This is a genomic window from Paracoccus sediminis (assembly GCF_900188295.1).
GTDB lineage: Bacteria > Pseudomonadota > Alphaproteobacteria > Rhodobacterales > Rhodobacteraceae > Paracoccus > Paracoccus sediminis.
On sequence record NZ_FZNM01000013.1, the window covers coordinates 22,475 to 46,116 of the forward strand.

General features: G+C 65.7%; 18 protein-coding genes and 1 tRNA gene. 10 read left to right on the forward strand and 9 right to left on the reverse strand.

Translation table 11 applies throughout. The features are described from left to right. The first annotated feature begins 77 nt into the window (after positions 1–77). Positions 78–431 (forward strand): hydroxyisourate hydrolase, encoded by a 354-nt coding sequence (uraH, locus tag CHB77_RS14740; protein WP_089389008.1) that lies wholly within the window; start codon positions 78–80, stop codon positions 429–431. A 4-nt stretch (positions 432–435) separates the two neighbouring features. Next, positions 436–1,698, forward strand: a complete 1,263-nt coding sequence (locus CHB77_RS14745; RefSeq protein WP_423212902.1) for a urate hydroxylase PuuD — start codon at positions 436–438, stop codon at positions 1,696–1,698. Positions 1,699–1,719: 21 nt separating this feature from the next. Here the strand turns inward: CHB77_RS14745 and CHB77_RS14750 are convergent, their stop codons facing one another. Then, positions 1,720–2,613 carry a LysR family transcriptional regulator gene (locus CHB77_RS14750; protein ID WP_089388984.1) on the reverse strand — a complete coding sequence of 298 codons (894 nt, stop codon included), beginning with the start codon at positions 2,611–2,613 and terminating at the stop codon, positions 1,720–1,722. A 114-nt stretch (positions 2,614–2,727) separates the two neighbouring features. Between CHB77_RS14750 and xdhA the strand changes: the two genes are divergently transcribed. The 7 genes from xdhA (at position 2,728) to metH (ending at position 13,900) form a co-directional block, all read left to right on the forward strand. Beyond that, positions 2,728–4,179: a xanthine dehydrogenase small subunit gene (gene xdhA / locus CHB77_RS14755; protein WP_089388985.1), complete on the forward strand. Its 1,452-nt coding sequence runs from the start codon at positions 2,728–2,730 to the stop codon at positions 4,177–4,179. 1 nt (position 4,180) lies between these two features. After that, positions 4,181–6,487, forward strand: a complete 2,307-nt coding sequence (gene xdhB, locus CHB77_RS14760) for a xanthine dehydrogenase molybdopterin binding subunit (RefSeq protein ID WP_089388986.1) — start codon at positions 4,181–4,183, stop codon at positions 6,485–6,487. After that, the gene (xdhC, locus tag CHB77_RS14765) at positions 6,484–7,224 is read left to right on the forward strand and encodes a xanthine dehydrogenase accessory protein XdhC (protein ID WP_089388987.1); all 741 of its coding nucleotides are present in this window, start codon (positions 6,484–6,486) and stop codon (positions 7,222–7,224) included. The genes xdhB and xdhC overlap by 4 nt, the downstream gene beginning before the upstream one ends. Then, a complete protein-coding gene (gene guaD / locus CHB77_RS14770) occupies positions 7,212–8,495 on the forward strand; it encodes a guanine deaminase (protein ID WP_089388988.1) in 1,284 nt (427 codons plus the stop codon). The genes xdhC and guaD overlap by 13 nt, the downstream gene beginning before the upstream one ends. 72 nt (positions 8,496–8,567) lie before the next feature. Next, positions 8,568–10,001, forward strand: a complete 1,434-nt coding sequence (locus CHB77_RS14775; protein WP_089388989.1) for a mannose-1-phosphate guanylyltransferase/mannose-6-phosphate isomerase — start codon at positions 8,568–8,570, stop codon at positions 9,999–10,001. A gap of 148 nt (positions 10,002–10,149) precedes the next feature. Further along, positions 10,150–11,193, forward strand: a complete 1,044-nt coding sequence (locus CHB77_RS14780; RefSeq protein WP_089388990.1) for a homocysteine S-methyltransferase family protein — start codon at positions 10,150–10,152, stop codon at positions 11,191–11,193. Beyond that, entirely contained in the window at positions 11,186–13,900 is a 2,715-nt protein-coding gene (metH, locus tag CHB77_RS14785; protein ID WP_089388991.1) for a methionine synthase, read from the forward strand. Before CHB77_RS14780 ends, metH begins: the two co-directional genes overlap by 8 nt. Before the next feature lie 69 nt (positions 13,901–13,969). Here the strand turns inward: metH and CHB77_RS14790 are convergent, their stop codons facing one another. From CHB77_RS14790 to CHB77_RS14815, 6 genes are all read right to left on the reverse strand, one after another. Further along, the gene (locus tag CHB77_RS14790; RefSeq protein WP_089388992.1) at positions 13,970–15,010 is read right to left on the reverse strand and encodes an ABC transporter substrate-binding protein; all 1,041 of its coding nucleotides are present in this window, start codon (positions 15,008–15,010) and stop codon (positions 13,970–13,972) included. 94 nt (positions 15,011–15,104) lie between these two features. After that, the gene (locus CHB77_RS14795; RefSeq protein WP_089389010.1) at positions 15,105–15,827 is read right to left on the reverse strand and encodes an SDR family NAD(P)-dependent oxidoreductase; all 723 of its coding nucleotides are present in this window, start codon (positions 15,825–15,827) and stop codon (positions 15,105–15,107) included. A gap of 13 nt (positions 15,828–15,840) precedes the next feature. Next, positions 15,841–16,716 (reverse strand): polyphosphate kinase 2, encoded by an 876-nt coding sequence (gene ppk2, locus CHB77_RS14800; protein ID WP_089388993.1) that lies wholly within the window; start codon positions 16,714–16,716, stop codon positions 15,841–15,843. Between the two features lie 3 nt (positions 16,717–16,719). After that, positions 16,720–17,646 carry a homoserine O-succinyltransferase gene (locus tag CHB77_RS14805; protein WP_089388994.1) on the reverse strand — a complete coding sequence of 309 codons (927 nt, stop codon included), beginning with the start codon at positions 17,644–17,646 and terminating at the stop codon, positions 16,720–16,722. A gap of 1 nt (position 17,647) precedes the next feature. Beyond that, positions 17,648–18,511, reverse strand: a complete 864-nt coding sequence (locus CHB77_RS14810) for an ATPase (RefSeq protein ID WP_089388995.1) — start codon at positions 18,509–18,511, stop codon at positions 17,648–17,650. 101 nt (positions 18,512–18,612) lie between these two features. Next, positions 18,613–19,791 carry an OmpP1/FadL family transporter gene (locus CHB77_RS14815; protein WP_089389011.1) on the reverse strand — a complete coding sequence of 393 codons (1,179 nt, stop codon included), beginning with the start codon at positions 19,789–19,791 and terminating at the stop codon, positions 18,613–18,615. A gap of 245 nt (positions 19,792–20,036) precedes the next feature. Between CHB77_RS14815 and guaB the strand changes: the two genes are divergently transcribed. Then, positions 20,037–21,485: an IMP dehydrogenase gene (gene guaB, locus CHB77_RS14820; protein ID WP_089388996.1), complete on the forward strand. Its 1,449-nt coding sequence runs from the start codon at positions 20,037–20,039 to the stop codon at positions 21,483–21,485. Positions 21,486–21,711: 226 nt separating this feature from the next. On the opposite strand, the gene ade is transcribed toward guaB, so the two are convergent. Beyond that, positions 21,712–23,409, reverse strand: a complete 1,698-nt coding sequence (gene ade, locus CHB77_RS14825) for an adenine deaminase (protein ID WP_089388997.1) — start codon at positions 23,407–23,409, stop codon at positions 21,712–21,714. Between the two features lie 68 nt (positions 23,410–23,477). Then, positions 23,478–23,552 (reverse strand) — tRNA-Arg (locus tag CHB77_RS14830). Positions 23,553–23,642 lie beyond the last annotated feature (90 nt).

Genomic DNA, 23,642 nt, shown 5'->3' on the forward strand with positions numbered 1-23,642 from the left:
TTGCCTCCGGTCCCTCTCGCACGGGCGGGGGCGGATCGGTTATCAAGCAAACCAAGAGAATGAAGGGGAGGGCGATGATGCCAGGATACCTGACCACCCATGTGCTGGATACCGCGCGCGGCCGCCCGGCCGAGGGGATGGAGGTCGTGCTGTTCCGTCTGGACGGCACCCAGCGGACTGAGCTTGCGCGGCTGCGCACCAACCATGACGGTCGCACCGACCGCCAGATCCTGCCGGCGGCGGATTTCGCGACCGGCAGCTATGAGCTGGAATTCCATGCGGGCGCCTGGATGGACGCGACCGGCGTGGACCCCGAAAGCCCGCGGTTCCTGGATGTGATCCCGATCCGCTTCGGCATGTCGCGGGACGACCATTACCATGTGCCGCTGCTGGTCTCTCCCTTCGGCTATTCCACCTATCGGGGAAGCTGACGCCATGATGCAACTGATCCCCGACCACATTGTTCTTTGGGAATGGCTGGCCTTTGCCGTCCGCTGGACCCATGTCATCACCGCGATCGCCTGGATCGGATCGTCCTTCTACTTCGTCGCGCTGGATCTGGGCCTGACCAAGGCGCCGGGCCTGCCCAAGGGGGCGCATGGCGAGGAATGGCAGGTCCACGGCGGCGGCTTTTACCATATCAACAAGTATCTGGTGGCCCCCGAACGGATGCCGGATCATCTGACCTGGTTCAAATGGGAAAGCTACATGACCTGGATCAGCGGCGCGGCGCTGCTGATGGTGGTCTATTGGGCGGGCGCCAACCTGTATCTGATCGACACCGCCAAGGCCGATCTGGCCGTCTGGCAGGCGATCCTGATTTCCGGCGGTTCGCTGGCGCTGGGCTGGCTGATCTATGACACGCTGTGCAAGTCGCGGCTGGGCGAGACGCCGACGGTGCTGATGCTGCTGCTGTTCGTGGCGCTGGTCGTGATGGGCTGGGGCTATACGCAGGTCTTCACGGGCCGGGCCGCGCTGCTGCATCTGGGCGCCTTCACCGCCACGATCATGACGGCCAACGTGTTCTTCATCATCATGCCGAACCAGCGGATCGTGGTGGCGGATCTGAAGGCCGGGCGGGCGCCCGATCCGAAATACGGCAAGATCGCCAAGCTGCGGTCCACGCACAACAATTACCTGACGCTGCCCGTCATCTTCCTGATGCTGTCGAACCATTATCCTCTGGCTTTCGCCAGCCAGTACAACTGGCTGATAGCGGCGCTGATATTCCTGATGGGCGTGACCATCCGGCATTTCTTCAATACCATGCACGCCCGCAAGGGGATGGTCTGGTGGACCTGGGCGGTGACGGTCGTGCTGTTCATCATGGTGATGTGGCTGTCGTCCGCCGGCCTGAACCAGGACACCCTGGAACAGGCCGAGGCCCGGCCCCTGACCCCGGTCGAGACCCGTTTTGCCGAGGCCGAGGGGTTTCAGCAGGTCAGCGACATCGTGATGGGGCGTTGCTCGATGTGCCATGCGCGCGAACCGGGTTACGAAGGCATCTATCACGCGCCCAAGGGTGTGTTTCTGGAAACCCCCGCCGACATCGCCAAGCTGGCGCGGGAAATCTATGTCCAGTCCGGCCTGACCAACGCGATGCCGCCCGCCAACGTCACCTATATGGAACCGCAAGAGCGCGAGCAGGTGATCCGCTGGTTCCGGGCCGCCGGCGCAGGCGATCTGGCGGGGCTGTAAGGCCCGGCGCGGGTCTGCCGCTCAGAACACCTTTTTCAATTCGCGCACCGCGAAATCCGCGAACATCCGCACCTTGGGATCCTGCAACCGCCGGTGCGGCGTCAGGCATCCGAACTGGGATGCCAGGGGGCGGTTCCGGGGCAGCACCTCGATCAGGCGGCCGGCCCTGATGTCGGCCGCCACCTCGTACAGCGGGCGGTTCGCGATGCCTTCGCCGCCAAGCGCCCAAGCCGTCAGAACGTCGCCGTCGTCGGTGTCGAAGCGCCCGCCGACCATCATCTTTTGCGGGCCGTCGTCCGATTGCAGCACCCAGTAATATTCCGGGCTGCGGGGATAGCGCAGCAGCAGGCAGTTGTGATCCACCAGATCCTCGGGCATCGCCGGCGTGCCATGCTGCGCCAGATAGGCGGGCGAGGCGACCAGGACGCGCGGGCAATCCGCGATCTTGCGCCACTTCAGCGCGGAATCCGCAGGCTCGCCCAGAAAGAAGGCCAGGTCGATGGCGTCTTCCACGATGTTGACGTTGCGGTCCGACAGCCGCAGCCGGAAATCCACGCCGGGGTTTTCGGCGCAGAACGGCGGGATCAGCGGCGCGATCAGCCGCCGCCCCAGGCCCAGCGGCGCGGTCAGGCGGATCACCCCCTGCGGGCGCCCGGAAAAGCTGCTGACCAACGCCTCGGCCTCGTCCAGGGTGTCGATCACGCGCCGCGCGTTGTCATAGAAGGCGCGCCCGATCTCGGTCGGCGTCAGCTTGCGGGTGGTGCGGTTCAGCAAACGCACCCCAAAGCGGTTTTCCAGATCCTTGATGCGATTCGAGGCGACGGCGGGCGACAGCCGCAGGTCGCGCCCGCCCGCGGTGATCGACCCCAGTTCGACCACCCGGACGAACACGCGCAGGCTTTCCAGATAGGACATGGGTGATAGGCCGCTTTCAAGGATTCGTGTAAAGTCTTCCGGGTCGGCGCCGATTTCGCAACCGTTTTTTTCGGCCTAGGATTTCCACAGGGTCCACAGCCACAAAGGTATGCCATGACACCCGCGCTGCGCTTTCTGCTGAACGGTCAGCCGATCACCCTGTCCGAGGTCGGGGCATCCGACACGCTGCTGGATTTCCTGCGCATCAGCCGCCGCCTGACCGGCACCAAGGAAGGCTGCGCCGAAGGCGACTGCGGGGCCTGCACGGTGCTGGTAGGGCGGCTGACCAACGACGGCCTGGTTTATGAGCCGGTGAACGCCTGCATCCGGTTCCTCGCGTCCTGCCACGGCTGCCATGTTGTGACGGTTGAACACCTGCGCGGCCCGGACGGCGGGTTGCATCCGGTCCAGGCGGCGATGGTGGAATACCACGGCAGCCAGTGCGGGTTCTGCACGCCGGGCATCGTGATGGCGCTGTACGGGTTGTGGATGACGAACCCGGATGCCTCCGTCACCGACATCGAGGTCGCCTTGCAGGGCAACATCTGCCGCTGCACGGGATACGAGCCGATCATCAAGGCGGCGCTGGCCGCGGGCCGCGCGGGCGGTCAGGCCTCCGATGCGCTGGCGGTGGAACGCGAACTGGTCGCGGCCAGGCTGCGCGACATGCGCGGGCAACGGGTGGAGCTGTCCAAGGGCGGCGAACGCGCCATCATTCCCGCCGATGCCGACGATCTGGCCGCCGTGCTGGAGGCCGAACCCAAGGCCACCATCGTCGCGGGCGCGACCGACGTGGGCCTGTGGGTGACGAAGTTCATGCGCGACATTTCCCCGGCGGTGTTCATCGGCCATCTGATGAAGGAAAAGCGCGTCGAGGACGGCGAAATCCGCCTGGGCGCGGGCGTCACCTATTCCGAGGCCGCGCCGCTGATCCGCGACCACATCCCGGCCGCCCATGATTACTGGCTGCGCATCGGCGGCTGGCAGGTGCGCAACATGGGCACCATCGGCGCCAACATCGCGAACGGTTCCCCCATCGGCGACACGCCGCCGCTGCTGATCGCGCTGGGCGCCCGGATCGTGCTGCGCAAGGGGGCCACGCGCCGCGAGGTCGCGTTGGAGGATTTCTTCATCGAATACGGGCGCCAGGACCGCGCCCCCGGCGAGTTCGTCGAGGAGGTCATCATTCCCACCCGCCCGCAGGCGAGGGTCGCGGCCTACAAGATCACCAAGCGCCGCGACAGCGACATCACCGCCGTCGCCGCCGGTTTCTGCCTAAGCGTCGAAAACGGCACCATCACGGATGCGCGGGTCTGTTTCGGGGGCATGGCGGGCGTTCCGAAACGTGCCGCGGGGGCCGAGGCCGCGCTGACGGGCCAGCCCTTCGCCCGCGACACCTTCGAGGCCGCGGCCCGCGCCGTCACGGGCGACTTCCAGCCGCTGACCGACATGCGCGCCAGCGCCGATTACCGCCGCACTGTCGCCGCCAACCTGTTCCGGCGCTTCTGGCTGGAACAGTCCGAACCCGGCCTGCCCGTCCGCCTGCTTGATGCCGTAGGAGCGTAAGATGAAAGACGATACCGCCATCCACGGCCAGGCGCATCAGGACACGATCCACGACAGCGCCATCAAGCATGTCACCGGCCGCGCCGATTACACCGACGACCTGGCCGAGCCTTACGGGCTGCTGCACGCCTATCTGGGCCTGTCGCAATGCGCCCATGGCACGATCACCGGCATGGACTTTTCGGAAACGCTGGCATCGCCGGGGGTGGTGGGGGTGCTGACCGCCAGGGACATTCCCGGCGTCAACGACGTGTCGCCCAACGGCAAGCACGACGACCCGATCTTTGCCGAGGACAGGGTGCTGTTCTGGGGCCAGCCGGTCTTTGCCGTGATCGCGGAAACCCGCGACCAGGCGCGGCGCGCGGCGCACAAGGCCAAGATTACCTATGACGTGCTGCCCCATGCGCTGGACCCCATCGCCGCGCGCGACGCGGGCATGGGCTATGTGACCGACCCCCTGACCCTGCGCCGGGGCGATGCCGACGCGGGCATGGCTGCTGCGCCGCATGTCATCAAGGGCCGCTTCGCCATCGGCGGGCAGGATCATTTCTATCTGGAAGGCCAGATCGCCATGGCCATTCCGGGCGAGGACGAGGACGTGACGATCAATGTCTCGACCCAGCACCCGTCCGAGGTTCAGCACATGGTGGCGCATGTGCTGGGCTGCCGGAACAACGCGGTCGTGGTGAACGTGCGCCGGATGGGCGGGGGCTTCGGCGGCAAGGAAACGCAGATGAACCTGTTTTCCTGCGTCGCGGCCATCGCGGCCAAACGCTGGAACCGGGCCGTCAAGATCCGCCCCGACCGCGACGACGACATGACCGCCACCGGCAAGCGCCACGACTTCGTGGTGGATTACGAGGTGGGCTTTGATGACGATGGCAAAATCCGCGCCGTGCAGGGCGACTGGTATGCCCGTTGTGGTTTCTCGGCGGACCTGTCCGGCCCGGTGACGGACCGCGCGCTGTTTCACTGCGACAACGCCTATTACTATCCCGATGTGCGCGTCAGCAGCCATCCGATGCGGACGAACACCGTCAGCAACACCGCCTTCCGCGGTTTCGGCGGCCCGCAAGGGGTGATCGTGGCCGAACGCATGGTCGAGGAGGTCGCCTATGCCCTGGGCCGCGATCCCCTGGAGATCCGCAAGGCGAACCTGTATCAGAACGGCCAGTTGACCCCCTATCACCAAGAGGTCAACGACCAGATCCTGCCGCGCATCTTCGAGGAGCTGGAGGCCAGCAGCGATTATCACGCCCGCCGCCAGGCGGTGCTGGACTGGAACGCGAAAGGCGGCGTGATCCGCAAGGGCATCGCGCTGACGCCGGTCAAGTTCGGCATCAGCTTCACGGCGACCTGGTTCAACCAGGCGGGCGCGCTGATCCATGTCTACAACGACGGGTCAATTGCGCTGAACCACGGCGGCTGCGAGATGGGGCAGGGCCTGAACACCAAGGTCGCCCAGGTCGTGGCCGAGGCGTTCCAGTGCGACATCGCCAACATCAAGATCACCCGCACCACCACCGAAAAGGTGCCCAACACCTCGGCCACGGCGGCGTCCTCGGGGACCGATCTGAACGGCATGGCGGCGCTTGACGCGGCGGAACAGATCAAGGCCCGGCTGGTCGAATTCGTCGCCGAACGCTGGCAGCAGCCGCGCGAGGACGTGCGCTTTGTCCCCGGCCATATCCGCGCGGGCGACCACGAGATCCCCTTCAAGGAGGTGATCGCGGCGGCCTATATGGCGCGGATCCACCTGTCGGCGGCAGGCTTTTACAAGACGCCCAAGATACACTGGGACCGGGCGACCGGAAAGGGGCGGCCGTTCTATTACTATGCCTATGGCGCGGCGGTGTCCGAGGTGTCGGTCGATACCCTGACCGGCGAATACGTCATCGACCGCACCGACGTGATCCACGATGTCGGGCGCAGCCTGAATCCGGCCATCGACAAGGGCCAGGTCGAGGGCGCCTTTGTCCAGGGCGCGGGCTGGCTGACGACCGAGGAACTGTGGTGGGACGACAAGGGCCGTCTGCGGACCCATGCGCCGTCCACCTACAAGGTGCCGCTGGCGTCCGACCGGCCGCGCGTCTTCAACGTTTCGCTGGCCGACTGGTCCGAGGCGTCGGAACGCACCATCAAGCGGTCCAAGGCCGTGGGCGAGCCGCCCTTCATGCTGGGCATCAGCGTTTTCGAGGCGATCAACATGGCCGTGGCCTCCTTCGGCGATTACCGCGAACCGGCGCGGCTGGACGCCCCCGCCACGCCCGAACGCGTGCTGATGGCGATCGAGGCGCTGCGCCGATGATCCGCGTCCGGGTCATAACGGCCCTGGGGTCCACGCCCCGCGACGCGGGGGCCGAGATGTTCGTGGGCGCGGATCGCGTGGACGGCACCATCGGCGGCGGGCAACTGGAATACATGGCCATCGACCGGGCGCGTCAGATGCTTGCCTTAGGTGAGGCAGAAGCGCGGATGGATATTCCCCTTGGCCCCGAAATCGGTCAGTGCTGCGGGGGCAGGGTGGTCCTGCATCTGGATCGAAACGGCCCCACGCCCGAGGATCATCCGGATGCGCTGGTCTTCGGCGCCGGACATGTCGGGCGGGCACTGGCGCTGGCGCTGCACCCCTTGCCGGTCAACGCCACCCTGATCGATCAGCGGCCCGAGGAACTGGCCCTGGCCGCGCCCGGCATCGCGACCCGCCTGACCGCGCTGCCCGAGGCCGAGATCCGCGCGGCCCCCCCCGGCAGCGCCATCGTCATCCTGACCCATGACCACGCGCTGGATTTCCTGCTGGCAGCCGAGGCGCTGGCGCGGTCCGACCTGTCCTATGTCGGCATGATCGGCAGCGCCACGAAACGCGCGCAATTCAGCCGTTTCGCCCGCGACCGGGGCATCGATCCCGCGCCGCTGGTCTGCCCCATCGGCGCGGGGTTCAGCCCGGACAAGCGCCCCGCCGTCATCGCCGCTTTCGCCGCCGCCGAACTGATCGCGCGGCTGACCGCAGCTTCTTCGTTGAAAAAACACCCATGCAACAGCTGATCCGGGGCCGTGTCCTCTCCTTTCACGCCGATCCCCACGACACGACCGACAACCACCGCTATCGTGAGTACGGGGCCATCCTGGTCGAGGACGGCCGCATCCTGGCCGTGGACGATTACACGGCGCTGGCCCGTCCGGATCTGCCGGAAATCGACCACCGCCCGCACCTGATCCTGCCGGGCTTCATCGACACGCATATCCATTTTCCGCAGGTGCAGGTCATCGCAAGCTGGGGCGCGCAACTGCTCGACTGGCTGAACACCTATACCTTCCCCGAGGAAGCCCGCTTTCGCCAGCAGGGCCATGCCCCCGCCATGGCCGATGCCTTCCTGAACCTGCTGACCGACCACGGCACCACCACCGCCGTCGCCTTTTGTTCGGTCCATCCCGAAAGCGCGGAAGCCCTGTTCAGCGCGGCGCACGCCCGCAACATGGCGATGGTCGCGGGCAAGGTGATGATGGACCGCAACGCCCCGCCCGAGGTGCTGGACACGCCCCGGCAAGGCTATGACGACAGCAAGGCGCTGATCGACCGTTGGCACGGCACGGGCCGCCAGCGTTACGCGATCACGCCGCGTTTCGCGATCACCTCGACCCCGGAACAGATGGCGATGGCTGGGCAACTGGCCCGCGAGCATCCCGACTGCCACGTCCAGACGCATCTGTCGGAAAATCTGGACGAGATCGACTTCACGTTGTCGCTCTATCCGCAGGCGCGCGATTATCTGGACATCTACGAAACCCACGGCCTGCTGTCCCCCAAGCTGCTGCTGGGCCATTCGATCCACCTGCGCCCGCGCGAGATCGCGCGCATGGCGGAAACCGGCAGCCGGGCGGTGTTCTGCCCGACCTCGAACCTGTTCCTGGGATCGGGGCTGTTCGACAAAGGGGGGCTGCGCGCGGCGGGCATCACCAGCGGCATCGCCACCGATGTCGGCGGCGGCACCAGCTATTCGATGCTGCAAACCCTGAACGAGGGCTACAAGATCCTGCAACTGCGGGGCCAGAAGCTGACGCCGCTGTCGGCCTTTCACTGGATCACGCGCGGCAATGCGATGGCCCTGGGGATGGACAGGGACATCGGCACGCTGGATCCGGGCAGCATGGCCGACCTGGTGGTGCTGGACGCCCGCGCCACGCCTGCCATGGCCCTGCGCATGGACCGGGCGGAAACGCTGGAACAGGAATTGTTCATCCTGCAAATCATGGGCGACGACCGCAGCATCGCACAGACCTATGTGGCGGGCCGGGCGATGAAACCTACAGGTTGAACGACACGCAGCCTTTTCCGCCGCGTCTTGGCGCGCTATCCCTGCGCTGATGCGGATCGCAAGGAAAGCTCCATGACCAAGATCACCCCCGTTCTGATGGCCGGCGGATCGGGAACGCGGCTGTGGCCCGTGTCCCGCAAAAGCTTTCCCAAGCAATTCGCGCCGCTGATCGGGGACCAGACCCTGTTCCAGGCATCCGCCCGCAGGCTGGCGGGGCCGGATTTCGCCGACCCCGTGGTCATGACCAACGCCGATTTCCGCTTTATCGTGGCGGAACAGTTGGACCAGGTCGGCATCAAGCCCGGCGCCATCGTGATCGAACCCTCGGGCCGCAACACCGCCCCCGCGATCCTGGTCGCGGCCCTGATGGTTGCCGCCAAGGATCCCGACGGGCTGCTGCTGGTGGCGCCGTCCGATCACGTCATCCCGGACGACGCCGCCTTCGCCCGCGCGGTGCGGCAAGGCGTCGGTCCCGCGTCCGAGGGGCGGATCGTCACCTTCGGCATCACCCCGGACCGGCCGGAAACCGGCTATGGCTATCTGGAACTGGGGGGGCAGGGCGACGGCCCGCAGCCGCTGACGCGGTTCGTGGAAAAACCCGACGCGGCGACGGCGGCGCGGATGCTGTCGCAAGGCAACTTTCTGTGGAACGCGGGTATCTTTCTGTTCCAGGCCGACGCCATGATCGAGGCGTTCCGCGTCCATGCCCCCGATTACCTGTCGCCCGTTCTGGCGGCCCTGGATCAGGCACGGGACGATCTGGGCTTTCTCCGGCTGGCCAAGGGGCCGTGGGACGGCCTGCCCGATCAGTCCATCGACTATGCCGTGATGGAAAAGGCCGACAACCTGACCGTGGTGCGGTTTTCCGAACGCTGGTCGGATCTGGGGGGCTGGGATGCCGTCTGGCGCGAGGCGCTGCTTGAGGCGCCGTCGGATACCGGGGTGGTGACGGACCGCAATTCCACCGCCATCGACTGCCACGACGTGCTGCTGCGGTCCGACAGCGACGATTTGCAGGTGGTGGGCATCGGGCTGACGGACGTGATGGTGGTGGCGACCGCCGATGCCGTTCTGGTCGCCGACAAGTCGCGCGCCCAGGACGTGCGCCACGCGGTGTCCGCGCTCAAGGCCAGGGGCCGCAAGCAGGCCACGGCATTCCCCCGCGATCACCGCCCCTGGGGCTGGTTCGAGACGCTGGCCCTGGCCGACCGTTTCCAGGTCAAGCGCATCGTGGTGAAACCCGGCGCGGCCCTGTCGCTGCAAAGCCATGTGCACCGGTCCGAACACTGGATCGTGGTGTCGGGAACGGCCAAGGTCACGGTGGACGACACGGTGACGCTGGTGACGGAAAACCAGTCGATCTATGTGCCCTTGGGCGCCGTGCACCGGATGGAGAACCCCGGAAAGGTGCCCATGGTCCTGATCGAGGTGCAGACCGGCAGCTATCTGGGCGAGGACGACATCATCCGCTACGAGGACGTCTATGCCCGCAGCAGCGCGGATTGAGGCGGGGGACCAGTCCCCCGCACCCCCTTGGGATATTTGGACCAAGGCAACGCATGATGCCTGCGGTTCATAATCTTCTGTAGGATTATGAATTTGCCGACGCAGCCCGTCGCGGCTATATCTGCGCCTTCCTGACGAAGGTAGGACGATGACCGGCAGACTTTCCCCATCCCCCGCATTCGCCGCGCTTGACCGCGCGGCATCCGAACGAATCCTGATCCTGGACGGGGCGATGGGCACGCAGATCCAGCAGCTTGGCTTGGCCGAAGACGACTATACCGGGCATGGATCGGGCCATGCCTGCCGGCACCATGCGGACCATCCGCAACAAGGCAACAACGACCTGCTGGTGCTGACCCAGCCCGAGGCGGTCGAGGAGATCCATTACCGCTATGCCATGGCGGGCGCCGACATCGTGGAAACGAACACCTTTTCCGCGACCACCATCGCGCAGGCCGATTACGGGATGCAGGCCGCCGTGCACGACCTGAATGTCGAGGGCGCGCGCATCGTCCGCCGCGCCCTGGACCGCGCGGCCGCGCAGGACGGGCGGCCGCGCTTCGTGGCGGGCGCGATCGGGCCGACGAACCGCACCGCGTCGATCAGCCCGGACGTGAACGACCCCGGCTATCGCGCCGTGACCTTTGACGATCTGCGGACAGCCTATCTTCAGCAGGCGCAGGGGTTGATCGAAGGGGGCGCCGACATCCTGCTGATCGAGACGATCTTCGACACCCTGAACGCCAAGGCCGCGATCTTTGCCTGCATCCAGGCGATGCAGGCCCATGGGCGGGAACTGCCGCTGATGATTTCGGGGACGATCACCGATGCATCGGGACGCACGCTGTCGGGCCAGACGCCGACCGCCTTTTGGCATTCGGTGCGCCATGCGCGGCCCTGGTCGGTGGGGCTGAACTGCGCGCTTGGCGCCGCCGCCATGCGGCCGCATCTGGCGGAACTGTCGGGCGTCGCGGACACCAACATCTGCGCCTATCCCAATGCCGGGCTGCCCAACGCCTTTGGCCAATACGACGAAGGCCCGAACGACACCGCCGTGCAGATCGCCGAGTTCGCGCGCGAGGGGCTGGTCAATGTCGTCGGCGGCTGCTGCGGCACCACGCCCGACCATATCCGCGCCATCGCCAAGGCGGTTGGCCAGTACGAACCGCGAAGGGTGCCCGAATATGCTTGAACGCCACCTGCGCCTGTCGGGCCTGGAACCCTTTGTCCTGACCCCCGCCATCCCTTTCGTGAACATCGGCGAACGCACCAACGTCACCGGATCCGCCCGTTTCCGCAAGCTGATTACCAACCGCGACTATGCGGCGGCGCTGGAGGTCGCGCGCGACCAGGTGGAAAACGGCGCGCAGATCATCGACATCAACATGGACGAGGGGCTGATCGATTCAAAGGCCGCCATGGTCGAATTCCTGAACCTGGTCGCCGCCGAACCCGATATCGCCCGCGTGCCGGTGATGATCGACAGTTCCAAATGGGAGGTGATCGAGGCGGGCCTGCAATGCGTGCAGGGCAAGCCGGTGGTCAATTCCATCAGCATGAAGGAAGGCGAGGAACAGTTCCGCCAACAGGCCGGGCTGTGCCTGGCCTATGGCGCGGCGGTGGTGGTCATGGCCTTTGACGAACAGGGCCAGGCCGACACCTGCGCCCGCAAGACCGAGATCTGCGCACGCGCGTACCGCATCCTGACCGAGGAGGTGGGCTTCCCGCCCGAGGACATCATCTTCGACCCCAACATCTTCGCCGTGGCGACGGGGATCGAGGAGCACAACAACTATGGCGTGGACTTCATCGAGGCGACGCGCTGGATCCGCCGCAACCTGCCCCACGCCCATGTCTCGGGCGGGGTGTCCAACCTGTCCTTCAGCTTTCGCGGCAACGAACCCGTGCGCGAGGCGATGCACGCCGTGTTCCTGTTCCACGCCATCCGGGCGGGCATGGACATGGGCATCGTCAACGCGGGCCAGCTGGCCGTCTATGACGCCATCGACCCGGACCTGCGCGAGGCCTGCGAGGACGTTGTCCTGAACCGCCGTCCCGACGCCACCGAGCGCCTGCTGGAGATCGCCGAACGCTTCAAGGGCGAGGGCGGGGCCAAGGCGCGCGAGAAGGATCTGTCCTGGCGCGAATTGACGGTCGAAAAGCGGCTGGAACACGCGCTGGTCAACGGCATCACCGAATACATCGACGCCGATACCGAGGAAGCGCGCCTTGGGGCCGAACGCCCGCTGCACGTCATCGAAGGCCCGTTGATGGCGGGCATGAACGTGGTGGGCGACCTGTTCGGCGCGGGCAAGATGTTCCTGCCGCAGGTGGTGAAATCGGCCCGCGTGATGAAGCAGGCCGTGGCCGTGCTGCTGCCCTTTATGGAGGAGGAAAAGCGCCTGACCGGCGGCACCCAGCGGGAAACGGCGGGCACGATCCTGATGGCCACGGTCAAGGGCGATGTCCACGACATCGGCAAGAACATCGTGGGCGTGGTCCTGGCCTGCAACAATTACGAGGTCATCGACCTGGGGGTGATGGTGCCCGCGCAGAAGATCCTGGAGGTCGCGCGCGAACGGAACGTCGACGTGATCGGGCTGTCGGGCCTTATCACGCCGTCCCTGGACGAGATGGTCCATGTCGCGTCCGAGATGGAGCGCGAGGGGTTTCGGGTGCCGTTGCTGATCGGCGGGGCAACCACATCCAAGATCCACACGGCGGTCAAGATCGCGCCGCGCTATCACAAGGGCGCGGCGGTCTATGTCACCGACGCCAGCCGCGCGGTGGGGGTGGTGTCGTCGCTGCTGTCGCCCACGCAGCAGGCGGATTATGTCGATGGCATCCGCGCCGAATACCTGGACGTGGCCGAACGCCACGAGCGCGCCGAACGGGCCAAGCAGCGCCTGCCGCTGGCTGCGGCGCGGGCCAATGCCTTCAAGATCGACTGGACCGACTATCGCGCCACGGCCCCGAAGTTCACCGGCGCCCGCGTCATCGACGACTGGGATCTGGCCGACATCGCGCGCTACATCGACTGGACGCCGTTTTTCCAGACCTGGGAACTGAAGGGCGTCTATCCCCGCATTCTGGATGACGAAAAGCAGGGCGAGGCCGCGCGGACGCTGTTTGGCGAAGCGCAGGAGATGCTGGCCCGGATTGTCGACGGAAAGTGGTTCAATCCCCGCGCCGTCGTGGGATTCTGGCCCGCCAATGCGGTGGGCGACGACATCCGCCTGTTCACCGACGACAGCCGGACCCGGCCGCTGGCGACGTTCCACACCCTGCGCCAGCAGGTGACGAAGCGCGGCGACCGTCCCAACGTGGCGCTGTCCGATTTCGTGGCACCCCAAGGCCGGCCCGATCATGTCGGCGGCTTTGTCGTCACCGCCGGTCCTCAGGAAGCCGAGATCGCCGCCCGTTACGAACGCGCAAACGACGACTATGCCGCGATCATGGTCAAGGCGCTGGCCGACCGCATCGCCGAGGCCATGGCCGAGATGCTGCACGAACGCGTCCGCAAGGATCTGTGGGGCTATGCCTCCGATGAATCGTTCGGCCCGCAGGATCTGATCGGCGAACCCTACCAGGGCATCCGCCCTGCGCCCGGCTATCCCGCGCAACCGGACCATACGGAAAAACTGACGCTGTTCCGGCTGCTGGACGCGGAAAACGCCACCGGAGTCACGCTGACCGAAAGCATGGCGATGTGGCCGGGATCGTCGGTGTCGGGCCTCTATATCGGCCATCCCGACAGCTATTATTTCGGGGTCGCCAAGATCGAGGAGGATCAGGCCCGCGACTATGCCGCGCGCAAGGGCATGGACCTGTCCGAGGTCGAACGCTGGCTGGCGCCGATCCTGAACTATATCCCCCCCAAAAGGGACGAGGCCGCATAAAATTCCCGCCCCGTCACCCTGGCTTCCATATCCTCGGAGGGTCCGGGGGCAGACAGCCCCCGGCCTTCTTCAGAAACCGGCCTTGATCTTCTCGAACTCGGCCAGCTGTTTTTCGCGCTGCGCGGGATCGTTGGGCGTCTGGGCCAGGATCGGGGCATCGACCTCGCTCAGCCCGTCCTTCACGGCCTGTTCGTCGGCAATCGTTGCCATCGCCTCGGTCGAGGTATGGCCATAGCCGATCGTGTCCAGCAAGGCTTTGCCCGCCGACGGCTCCAGCCAGGCGTTGATGAAATCATAGGCCTTTTCTTCGTTGCCCGGCCCGTCTTTCAGGTTGATATAGCCGCAAAAGAACGTGGACGACCCTTCCTTGGGCGCCCGCTGGAAGCCCACGGGATAGTTGTCGGCCTGAAGATACACCACGCCGTCGTTCCATGACCAGGCGATGTCCACCGCGCCGGACGCCATCAGTTGCGCCTGTTCGGACGGGTCTGCCCAATAGGCGGCGACGTTCTGATGGGCCTTGCGCAGCCAGTCGGCGGCGGCTTGGAACTGTTCGTCGGTCACGTCGGTCCAGTCGGTCGTGCCCGTCGCCAGATAGGCCAGTGCCCAGACATCGTCCGAGGAATCCGGCAGGGACGTGCGGCCCTGGTATTTCGGATCGACAAAGACTTGCAGCGTGGACACGTCCTCGGCAGGCACCGTTTCGGTATTATAGGCGATGGCCGTCGCGCCCCAGTCGGTGGGGATGTACCAGACGCCCTCGTCGTCCTTGAAGACTTCCGATTCCAGAAACTGCGGGTCGATCTTGTCGAAGTTCGGGATCTTCGAGGTGTCCCAGGGTTCGATCAGGCCGGCGTCGCGGTACTTGCTGACCATCTGGCTGCACGGATGGGCCACGTCGGCCTTGAACCCCGAGGCGATCTTCTGGAACGCCTCGTCGTCGTCGCCGTAAAAGGCATAGGTCGGGCTGTCGCCGTATTTGTCGACATAGCCTTGAAAGATCGACGGTTCCTCGAACCCCGCCCAGTCGAAGACGGTCAGTTCCGGGTCGGCTGCCAGGGCGGGCAGGGCAATGGCGGTGGCAAGGGCGGTGGTGGTCAGCAAGCGCATGAAATCGGGCTTTCCTGTTGGGCGGTTCGACACAAACGCTAGCGGCGGCGAAACCGTCGTGCAAGGGCATCGCGGGACGGTGAGCAGCCCCTGCTCAGCGCATCCGCAACGCGCCGTCCAGGCGGATCACCTCGCCGTTCAGATAACCGTTCTCGACGATGTGGGCGGCCATGCGGGCAAATTCCGCCGGATCGCCCAGCCGGGCGGGAAACGTCACCTCGGCGGCCAGCCCGTCCTGAACGTCCTGGGGCAGGCCGCGCAGCATGGGCGTGCCGAAGATGCCCGGCGCGATGGCGCAGACGCGGATGCCCAGGCCCGCCAGGTCGCGCGCCAGGGGCAGGGTCATCCCCGCGATGCCCGCCTTGGATGCGGCATAGGCCGCCTGTCCTTTCTGCCCGTCAAAGGCCGCAACGGAGGCCGTGTTGACGATCACCCCGTTTTCCGCCCGCCCGTTCTTTGCCATTTCGGCCGCCGCCAGCCGCAGGACGTTGAAGCTGCCGATCAGATTGACGTCGATCACGCGGCGAAAGGCATCCAGATCATGAGGGCCGTTCCGGCTTACGGTCCGTTCGCCGATCACGATGCCCGCGCAGTTCACGCAGATGTCGATGCCGCCCATCCGGTCCGCAGCCTGCGCGATCGCCGCCGCCGCGCTGTCGGCCGATGTCACGTCGGCCTGCACGGCGTTCGGATCGCCGCCCGTATCGCGGTCCAGCACCACGACCGCCGCGCCCTTCGCGCGAAACCATGCAGCGGTCGCCGCCCCCAGGCCCGAAGCGCCGCCCGTCACGATGGCGCGGCCATGTGCCAGTTCCATGCCCATTCCCCCGTCAGTCCAATAGTTCCGGCCCGCCCGTGATCGCCGGATCCGGGGTGCCGATGGCATCGGTATCCTTGCCCGCGAAATCGACCGCGTTCAGCACCGTCTGGATCGCGGCCAGCCGCGCGCGGCGCTTGTCGTCGGACCGGATCACCGTCCATGGGACGATCGGCGAATGCGACAGGTTCAGCGTGTCGCGGATAGCCTGGGTATAGTCGTCCCATTTCGCCAGTCCCTCCACGTCGATGGACGACAGCTTCCATTGTTTCAGCGGATCGGATTCGCGGTCCAGGAACCGGCGCAGCTGTTCGGCCCGCCCCACGTTCAGCCACAGCTTGACCAGAATGATGCCGTCATCGACCAGGGTCTGTTCGAACCCCGGCAACTGGCGGAAAAAGGCATTGCGCTGCTGGTCGGTGGAAAAGCCGAAGACCCGTTCGACGATGCCGCGGTTGTACCAGCTGCGGTCGAACAGCGCGATTTCCCCGGCGGCGGGCAGCCAGTCCACATACCGCTGGAAATACCACTGGCCCGCCTCTCGGCTGGTGGGGGTGGGCAGGGCGACGATGCCGGCGGAACGGGGATTCAGGTTTTCGCGCATCCGTTCGATGGTGCCGCCCTTGCCCGCGGCGTCGCGGCCTTCGAACAGGACGACCAGGCGCTTTCCTGTGGCGACCGCATCGTGCATCATGCGCACCAGCTGCAACTGTAACCCGTCCATCTGCGCGTCATAGGCCTTGCGGTCCATCTCCTCGCGGTACGGATAGGCCGGATCCAGGATCGCGTCCTTGTCGGCGCCCTCCAGGATCTGCCTGATCTCCTTGGGCGCGGCCTTCAGCGCCTCGGTGATCTTGCCGACCAGGGGCAGGTGCGGGATATCGGCCATGTCTTATCCTTCGCCAATGCGGGACAGGTCGTATTGGGTGGTCTGATAGATCTCGTTGATCCAGTTACCGTAGAGCAGATGCGCATGGCTGCGCCAGCGGTTCGACGGCGCGCGCGCGGGATCGTCGTCGGGATAATAGTTCAGCGGCACGTTGATCGGCTTGCCCGAGGCGGCATCGCGGTCGTATTCCTCTTTCAGGGTCGTGCTGTCGTATTCGAAATGGTTGAAGATATACAGCGCGCGGTGCCCCGGATCCTCCAGCAGGCAGGGACCGACGTGATCGCTGGACAGCAGCGTCCGCAGGGCAGGGCGGGCGTCCACGTCGGGCTGGCGCACCTCGGTCCAGCGGCTGACGGGAACCAGCACGTCGTCGGAAAAACCGCGCAGATAGGGGGACGCGGGCGCCCGGTTGTGGTGGCGAAAGCAGCCAAAGGCCTTGGCGGGCAGGGGATGCTTGGGAAGCCCGTGGAAATGCCAGGCCATCGCCATGCCGCCCCAGCAGACGCCGAAGGTGGAATGGACATGGCTTTGCGTCCAGGCGAACACGCGGGTCAGTTCGTCCCAATAGGTCACGTCCTCGAAGGGCAGTTGTTCGACGGGGGCGCCGGTGATGACAAGGCCGTCGAACTTCTCGCCCGTGGCCTCGACCTCGCGGAAGGGGCGATAGAAGCTTTCCAGGTGGTCGGCGGCGGTGTTGCGGCTTTCGTGGTCGGACATGCGGATCAATTGGAAATCGATCTGCAAGGGCGTCGCGCCGATCAGCCGGGCGAACTGGTTTTCGGTCTGGATCTTCTTGGGCATCAGGTTCAACAGCCCGATCCGCAGGGGCCGGATATCCTGCGTCGCCGCCCGGCCCGGAGACATGACCATCACGCCTTCGTCCGACAGAATGCGATAGGCGGGCAGATTCTCGTTCAGGGTGATGGGCATGTCAGGCTTCCTTGCGGTCGATGGCGCGGGCGATCAGGGCGTTGAAATCGCCGGGCGATTTCACGGCGGCGACCTCCTCGGCCAGGATGGTGACGCCGCGCCGGGCCATGGCTTCGTATCGCGGCTGGCGGTGGGCCAGGGCGCGGGCATAGGTCCAGCGGATGAAATCGTCGGGGTTCACCTCGTCCCCCTCCAGCCCCTTTTCGACGCGATAGGCGATCCAGGCCCTTTCCAGGAATTGCGGCTGGTAATACATGGGCTTGGGCGCGCGGTCGAACCGGCGCACCAGATCGGCGGTGTGGGCGTCCGACCCCTTGATCCAGACCATCAGCAGGTCGCGTTCAAGCGCCGACAGCACCGGATCGTCGGGATCGTCGGGATCCACGACCTCGCAGATCGACCCGCCGCTGTCGCAGACGAAATGCGGGATGGCATAGATGTCGCGGGCGCGATCCATGAAATGCCGCGTGTCCAGAAGCGCCGCGATTTCTGCCCGGCGGTGCTGGTTCTGGCGCAGGCCGTATTCGTCAAAAGGCAGCCCGCCGCGCGACGGGCTGCCGGGCTTGCCCAGATAGGTGGACAGCGGCACCAGGTTGTCGAAGGTGATGTTGCTGGCGACATAGATGCTGTCGGACAGCAGCAGATCGCGCAGGAAGGGAACCTTCATCGCCTCGCGCTTGAAGTTGTCGGCGATGAATTCGCCCATGTAGCGGGTGCCGATCCGGTAATCGACCGAATAATGGAACCAGTCGCCCGCATCGCGCAGCATGGTGGCCAGATAGGTCTTGCCCAGGCCCGACATGCCGAACAGCACGACGCGCCTTGCGTTCGTTCCCAGCCATTCGCCGCCGCTGCCATAGATCATCGGGTGCCCTTTCGTTGCAGGCGCATAGGTAATGCGGGCCATGCCGAAAGCAAAGGCCCCGCCGGGGCGGGGCCTTTGTGTCGCCCTGCGGAGGGCAGGCGTCAGAAGCTGTAGCCTATGCGGACGCCGACGCCCCAGGCATGGTTGTCTTCCATGGTGGCGACCCGCGTCTTGTTGCCGGTTTCCCCGATGCCAAGGTCCGAACCGCCCAGCCGGGTATAATTGATGCCCGTCGTGACCTTGAGGTTGTCCATCGTATAGATGGCCGCCAGCGTCACGCCCTTGCGCCCGTTGGTCGGCGCCAGCGGCGACACCGTGTCGCCTTCGCTGGCCTCGTACAGGAACGACACGGACCCGGACCAGTTGTCGGTGAACTGGCGGCCCATCCCGATCGTGTAGGTCGTCGTATCCTCGACCTCGACCAGCGGCACCGATCCGCCGGTCGGCGTCGCGATCGGGAAGACGGCATTGTCCACGATGAATTCGGACCATTTCACCCAGCGGATCGAACCGAACACCAGTGTGCCCTCGGCAACGCCGGTCTGGCCTTCCAGGGTCCAGCTGCGCGGCGTCTTGACCGTGTAGCGTCCCGAGATCGTATCGGTCAGGCCACCCGTCGCGCCCAGGATGACATTGCCCGTTTCGGTCATGTCGAAGTCGTGTTCGATGGGAGAGTTGTAGGTCAGCGACACGCGCCCGGCGATCTCGGGGATCTCGTAGGCCGCGCCGATGACATAGCCCGTGCCCCATTCATCCTCGATCTCCAGGTTGTAGGGCGGCGCGATCCGGCTGTATCCCGCCCCGTCCAGAACCACGCGGCCATCCGCTCTCGAGGCGCGGATTCCGCCATGGATCGAAAAGTTGTTTTCGAACCTGTACCGGGCCAGGGCGGTCAGGGTGGTCGAATTGACCTCGACCCGCGTGCCGCCCAACACCACAGAGCCGTCGGTCGAGGGATTGGGGAACGGGCCGGGCTGCGTCGGATACAGGATGTCCGCCCCGAACGGCTGTTCCATGATGAAGGCGGCCGAGAGGTTGTCGTTGAACTGGTGCTTGTAGGACAGCCCCGCAAAGCCGTAACCCTGCGCCACGTCGCCGGTTTTGAACCCGGCGATATCCGTGCCTTCGACCGTCGGATCGACGCCGCCAAAGCTCAACTCGGCATAGTTCCCTTGTTCGAACAGCACAGCCAGCGACTGCGGCGCCCGTTCGATTCCTCCGGCCACGACCGGCGCGGTCGTCATCAGCAGCACCGCGCTGCCGGACAGGATCTTGTTCATGAATTCCCCCTTCGTGAAGCTTTCCACCCTTGGGGCCAGCTTTAATGCGCAGATCTTTCCAATCAATGAGGCATTCGCATGACGCGGCGTCGGCAGGCGCGTCCGGTTGCAGACGTGGCATTCTGGCAACTTTGCGTTGCGGTCTCGATGCCTTGGAAGGCAACAAATCCGCAAAGCCGCACTGGACAAATCCCCCCGCCCGTGAAAGGGGAAACTGCCAAACGATGCTGCCGCAAGGACACCCCATGCAGATTCGTGAGGCCCTGACCTTTGACGACGTTCTTCTGGTTCCGGCGGCATCCACGGTGCTGCCCTCGACCGCGGACGTGACCACGCGCGTGACGCGCGCCATCGCCATGAACATCCCGCTTTTGTCATCGGCCATGGATACCGTGACCGAAAGCCGCATGGCCATCGCCCTGGCGCAGGCGGGCGGCATGGGCGTGATCCACCGCAACCTGACTATCGAGCAGCAGGCCGACGAGGTTCGCCGCGTCAAGCGGTTCGAATCGGGCATCGTCTATGATCCGATCACGCTGCGCCCCGACCAGACGCTGGCCGATGCCAAGGCGTTCCAGGCCCGCTACAACGTCACGGGCTTTCCGGTGGTGGACGACGGGGGCCGCGTGGTCGGCATCGTCACCAACCGCGACATGCGCTTTGCCAGCGACGACCGCACGCCGGTGCGCGCGATGATGTCGTCGGACAACCTGGCGATCCTGCGCGAACCCGCCGACCGCGAACAGGCGATCAGCCTGATGAAGGCCCGCCGGATCGAAAAGCTGCTGGTCACGGACGCCCATGGCAAGCTGACCGGCCTGCTGACCCTGAAGGACACCGAGCAGTCGGTCCTGAACCCGCTGGCCTGCAAGGACGACCTGGGGCGCCTGCGGGTCGCCGCCGCATCGACCGTGGGCGACGAGGGCTTCGAACGCAGCCAGGCCCTGATCGAGGCCGGCGTGGACATGGTGGTCATCGACACCGCCCATGGCCATTCGGCCGGGGTGGCCCGCGCGGTGGAACGGGTCAAGATGTTCTCGAACGAGGTGCAGGTGGTGGCCGGAAACGTCGCCACCGCCGAGGCGACGCGGGCGCTGATCGGCGCCGGCGCCGACGCGGTCAAGGTCGGCATCGGTCCGGGGTCGATCTGCACCACGCGGATCGTGGCGGGCGTGGGCGTGCCGCAGTTGACGGCGATCATGGACGCGGCGGGGGCCGCGGGCGACGTGCCGATCATCGCGGATGGCGGCATCAAGTATTCCGGCGACTTCGCCAAGGCCATCGCCGCGGGCGCCAGCTGCGCCATGGTCGGCAGCGCCATCGCGGGCACCGATGAATCGCCGGGAGAGGTGATCCTGTATCAGGGCCGGTCGTTCAAATCCTATCGCGGCATGGGTTCGCTGGGCGCCATGGCGCGTGGGTCGGCCGACCGCTATTTCCAGAAGGATGCGGCCAGCGACAAGCTGGTCCCCGAAGGGATCGAGGGGCAGGTGCCCTACAAGGGATCGGCCAATGCGGTGATCCATCAGCTTGTGGGCGGATTGCGCGCCGCCATGGGCTATACCGGCTGCGCGACGGTCGAGGAAATGCGCAAGAACTGCCAATTCGTCCGCATAACCGGCGCGGGACTGAAGGAAAGTCACGTCCACGACGTGCAGATCACGCGGGAAAGCCCGAACTATCGGCTTGGATAATCAACGGATCATCCGGTTTTCTGGCTGGTTCCACGTCGGGATGCCTCGGTCTTCATCATCAGAGGTCTTGATGGAGCTTTCACGTGCCGGCATGGCATGGTCGTTCAAGGCCCGCAGCATGCCAACCGTCTTGAGGCGACGCTGAGCGGATCGAGCCGCCATGGCTTCGGGTTGGGAATCCCGCCGCCTTGGACAGGATCATCCAGGACGTTGAAATTGCGGGTTTCTAGCCCGATATGATTTCGAACCGGGTCACGTCGATCATTCCCCGGTCGGTGATCTTCAGCGCCGGGATGACGGGCAGGGCCAGAAAGGCCAGTTGCAGGAACGGCTCCTCCAGCGTGACGCCCAAGGTTCTGGCGGCAGCGCGCAGCAGGACCAGCCGGTCGCGCACGGTTTCGAACGGATCGAGGCTCATCAGGCCTGCGGCGGGCAAGGGCAGTTCCGCCAGGACATTTCCCCCGGCCGCGACCACGAATCCCCCTTCGATCTGCTGCAAACGGTTCGCGGCCATCGCCATGTCGTCATAGTCGATGCCCACCACGGCGATGTTGTGATGGTCGTGACACACGGTCGACGCGATGGCCCCCCGCCCGATCCCGAAGCCCTCGACAAAGCCCGAGGCGATGTTTCCGTTTCGGCCATGGCGTTCGATCACCGCGATGCGCGCCAGATCGCGGGCCGGATCGGGGCGCTTGTCGCCGTCACGGGGGGCGATGTCGCGGATCAGGTGCCGGGTGATGATCTTGCCCTCGACGATGCCGATCACCGGGGTTTCGGCGCGGTTGCCGGAACAGCGGAAATTCTGCGCCCGGACCTGCGGCGCCTTGACCGAGGCGCGGCCGACCGGCTGGATCCCCCTGCGCCCGGCAAAGGCAGCCTCGTCGACGATGCGCCCGCCGCACAGCACCAGATGCGCCCGGCAGCTTTCCAGGCTGTCAAGCGCCACAATGTCGGCGCGCAGGCCGGGCGCGATCAACCCCCGATCCTTGAGGCCAAACGCCTCGGCCGCCGACAGGGACGCCGCGCGATAGACGGCTAGAACCGGACTGCCGCGTCGGATCAGGTCGCGGATCATGTGATCCAGATGACCATGTTCGGCAATGTCCAGAGGATTCCGGTCGTCTGTGCACAGGCACATGTAAGGCGCGGTCACATCCGTCAGGACCGGCTGCAAGGCCGCCAGATCCTTGCTGACCGACCCTTCGCGGATCAGGACGCGCATCCCCTTGCGCAGCTTTTCCAGGGCCTCGTCGGCCGTGGTGGCTTCGTGTTCGGTGCGGATGCCTGAGGCGACATAGGCCGACAGATCGCGGCCCGACAATTGCGGGCAATGGCCGTCGATATGGCCGCCGGCAAACAGGCGCAGCTTGGCCAGGGCGGCGGGATCGCGCTGGATCACGCCGGGATAGTTCATGAATTCGGCCAGCCCGATGTTCGACGGATGGCCCATGACGGCTTGCAAATCCACAGCCTCGATCCGCGCGCCCGATGTTTCCATCGCGGTCGAGGGAACGCAGGACGACAATTGCACCCGCAGGTCCATCAGCAGGCATTCGCTGGCCTGCTGGAACCAGCGGATGCCGTCCAGACCGATGACATTGGCGATTTCATGCGGATCGCAGATGGCGGTGGTGATGCCGCGCGGGGTGACGCAGCGGTCGAACTCATGCGGGGTCACAAGGCTGCTTTCGACATGCAGATGCGTGTCGATGAAGCCCGGAACCAGCGTCAGACCGCTGACGTCGACAACGCGCGACGCCCGGTATTCATCGCCCACTCCGACGATGCGGTCGTTGCCGATGGCAACGTCGCCCGCGATCATGCTGCCCGTAATCAGGTCGAACACACGACCCCCACGCAGAACCAGATCGGCAGGCTCATCCCCGCACGCCTGCGCTATGCGCCGTTCCAGATCGTCCATGCCGTCCCCTTTCGATTTGTGTCAGAAGACCTGACACAAGGCGCGGCGTCCAGAGGCGAAACGGAGAATGGCGCACCCGAAGGGATTCGAACCCCTGGCCTCTGCCTTCGGAGGGCAGCTAAAGCGGCTTTTCGCCCTGCTGCGACCTTGGCTAGGAAGTGCGTCCCGACTTCGAAAAACGTCCGTCCATCAACCTGTTATCGTCCCTGTGTATCCGCTGGCGGTCACGCGGT

Bases quoted from the DNA above. Each gene is read 5' to 3' on its own strand.
- uraH (WP_089389008.1), top strand. From the start codon at position 78: ATGCCAGGATACCTGACCACCCATGTGCTGGATACCGCGCGCGGCCGC.
- CHB77_RS14745 (WP_423212902.1), top strand. From the start codon at position 436: ATGATGCAACTGATCCCCGACCACATTGTTCTTTGGGAATGGCTGGCC.
- CHB77_RS14750 (WP_089388984.1), bottom strand. From the start codon at position 2,613: ATGTCCTATCTGGAAAGCCTGCGCGTGTTCGTCCGGGTGGTCGAACTG.
- xdhA (WP_089388985.1), top strand. From the start codon at position 2,728: ATGACACCCGCGCTGCGCTTTCTGCTGAACGGTCAGCCGATCACCCTG.
- xdhB (WP_089388986.1), top strand. From the start codon at position 4,181: ATGAAAGACGATACCGCCATCCACGGCCAGGCGCATCAGGACACGATC.
- xdhC (WP_089388987.1), top strand. From the start codon at position 6,484: ATGATCCGCGTCCGGGTCATAACGGCCCTGGGGTCCACGCCCCGCGAC.
- guaD (WP_089388988.1), top strand. From the start codon at position 7,212: ATGCAACAGCTGATCCGGGGCCGTGTCCTCTCCTTTCACGCCGATCCC.
- CHB77_RS14775 (WP_089388989.1), top strand. From the start codon at position 8,568: ATGACCAAGATCACCCCCGTTCTGATGGCCGGCGGATCGGGAACGCGG.
- CHB77_RS14780 (WP_089388990.1), top strand. From the start codon at position 10,150: ATGACCGGCAGACTTTCCCCATCCCCCGCATTCGCCGCGCTTGACCGC.
- metH (WP_089388991.1), top strand. From the start codon at position 11,186: ATGCTTGAACGCCACCTGCGCCTGTCGGGCCTGGAACCCTTTGTCCTG.
- CHB77_RS14790 (WP_089388992.1), bottom strand. From the start codon at position 15,010: ATGCGCTTGCTGACCACCACCGCCCTTGCCACCGCCATTGCCCTGCCC.
- CHB77_RS14795 (WP_089389010.1), bottom strand. From the start codon at position 15,827: ATGGAACTGGCACATGGCCGCGCCATCGTGACGGGCGGCGCTTCGGGC.
- ppk2 (WP_089388993.1), bottom strand. From the start codon at position 16,716: ATGGCCGATATCCCGCACCTGCCCCTGGTCGGCAAGATCACCGAGGCG.
- CHB77_RS14805 (WP_089388994.1), bottom strand. From the start codon at position 17,646: ATGCCCATCACCCTGAACGAGAATCTGCCCGCCTATCGCATTCTGTCG.
- CHB77_RS14810 (WP_089388995.1), bottom strand. From the start codon at position 18,511: ATGATCTATGGCAGCGGCGGCGAATGGCTGGGAACGAACGCAAGGCGC.
- CHB77_RS14815 (WP_089389011.1), bottom strand. From the start codon at position 19,791: ATGAACAAGATCCTGTCCGGCAGCGCGGTGCTGCTGATGACGACCGCG.
- guaB (WP_089388996.1), top strand. From the start codon at position 20,037: ATGCAGATTCGTGAGGCCCTGACCTTTGACGACGTTCTTCTGGTTCCG.
- ade (WP_089388997.1), bottom strand. From the start codon at position 23,409: ATGGACGATCTGGAACGGCGCATAGCGCAGGCGTGCGGGGATGAGCCT.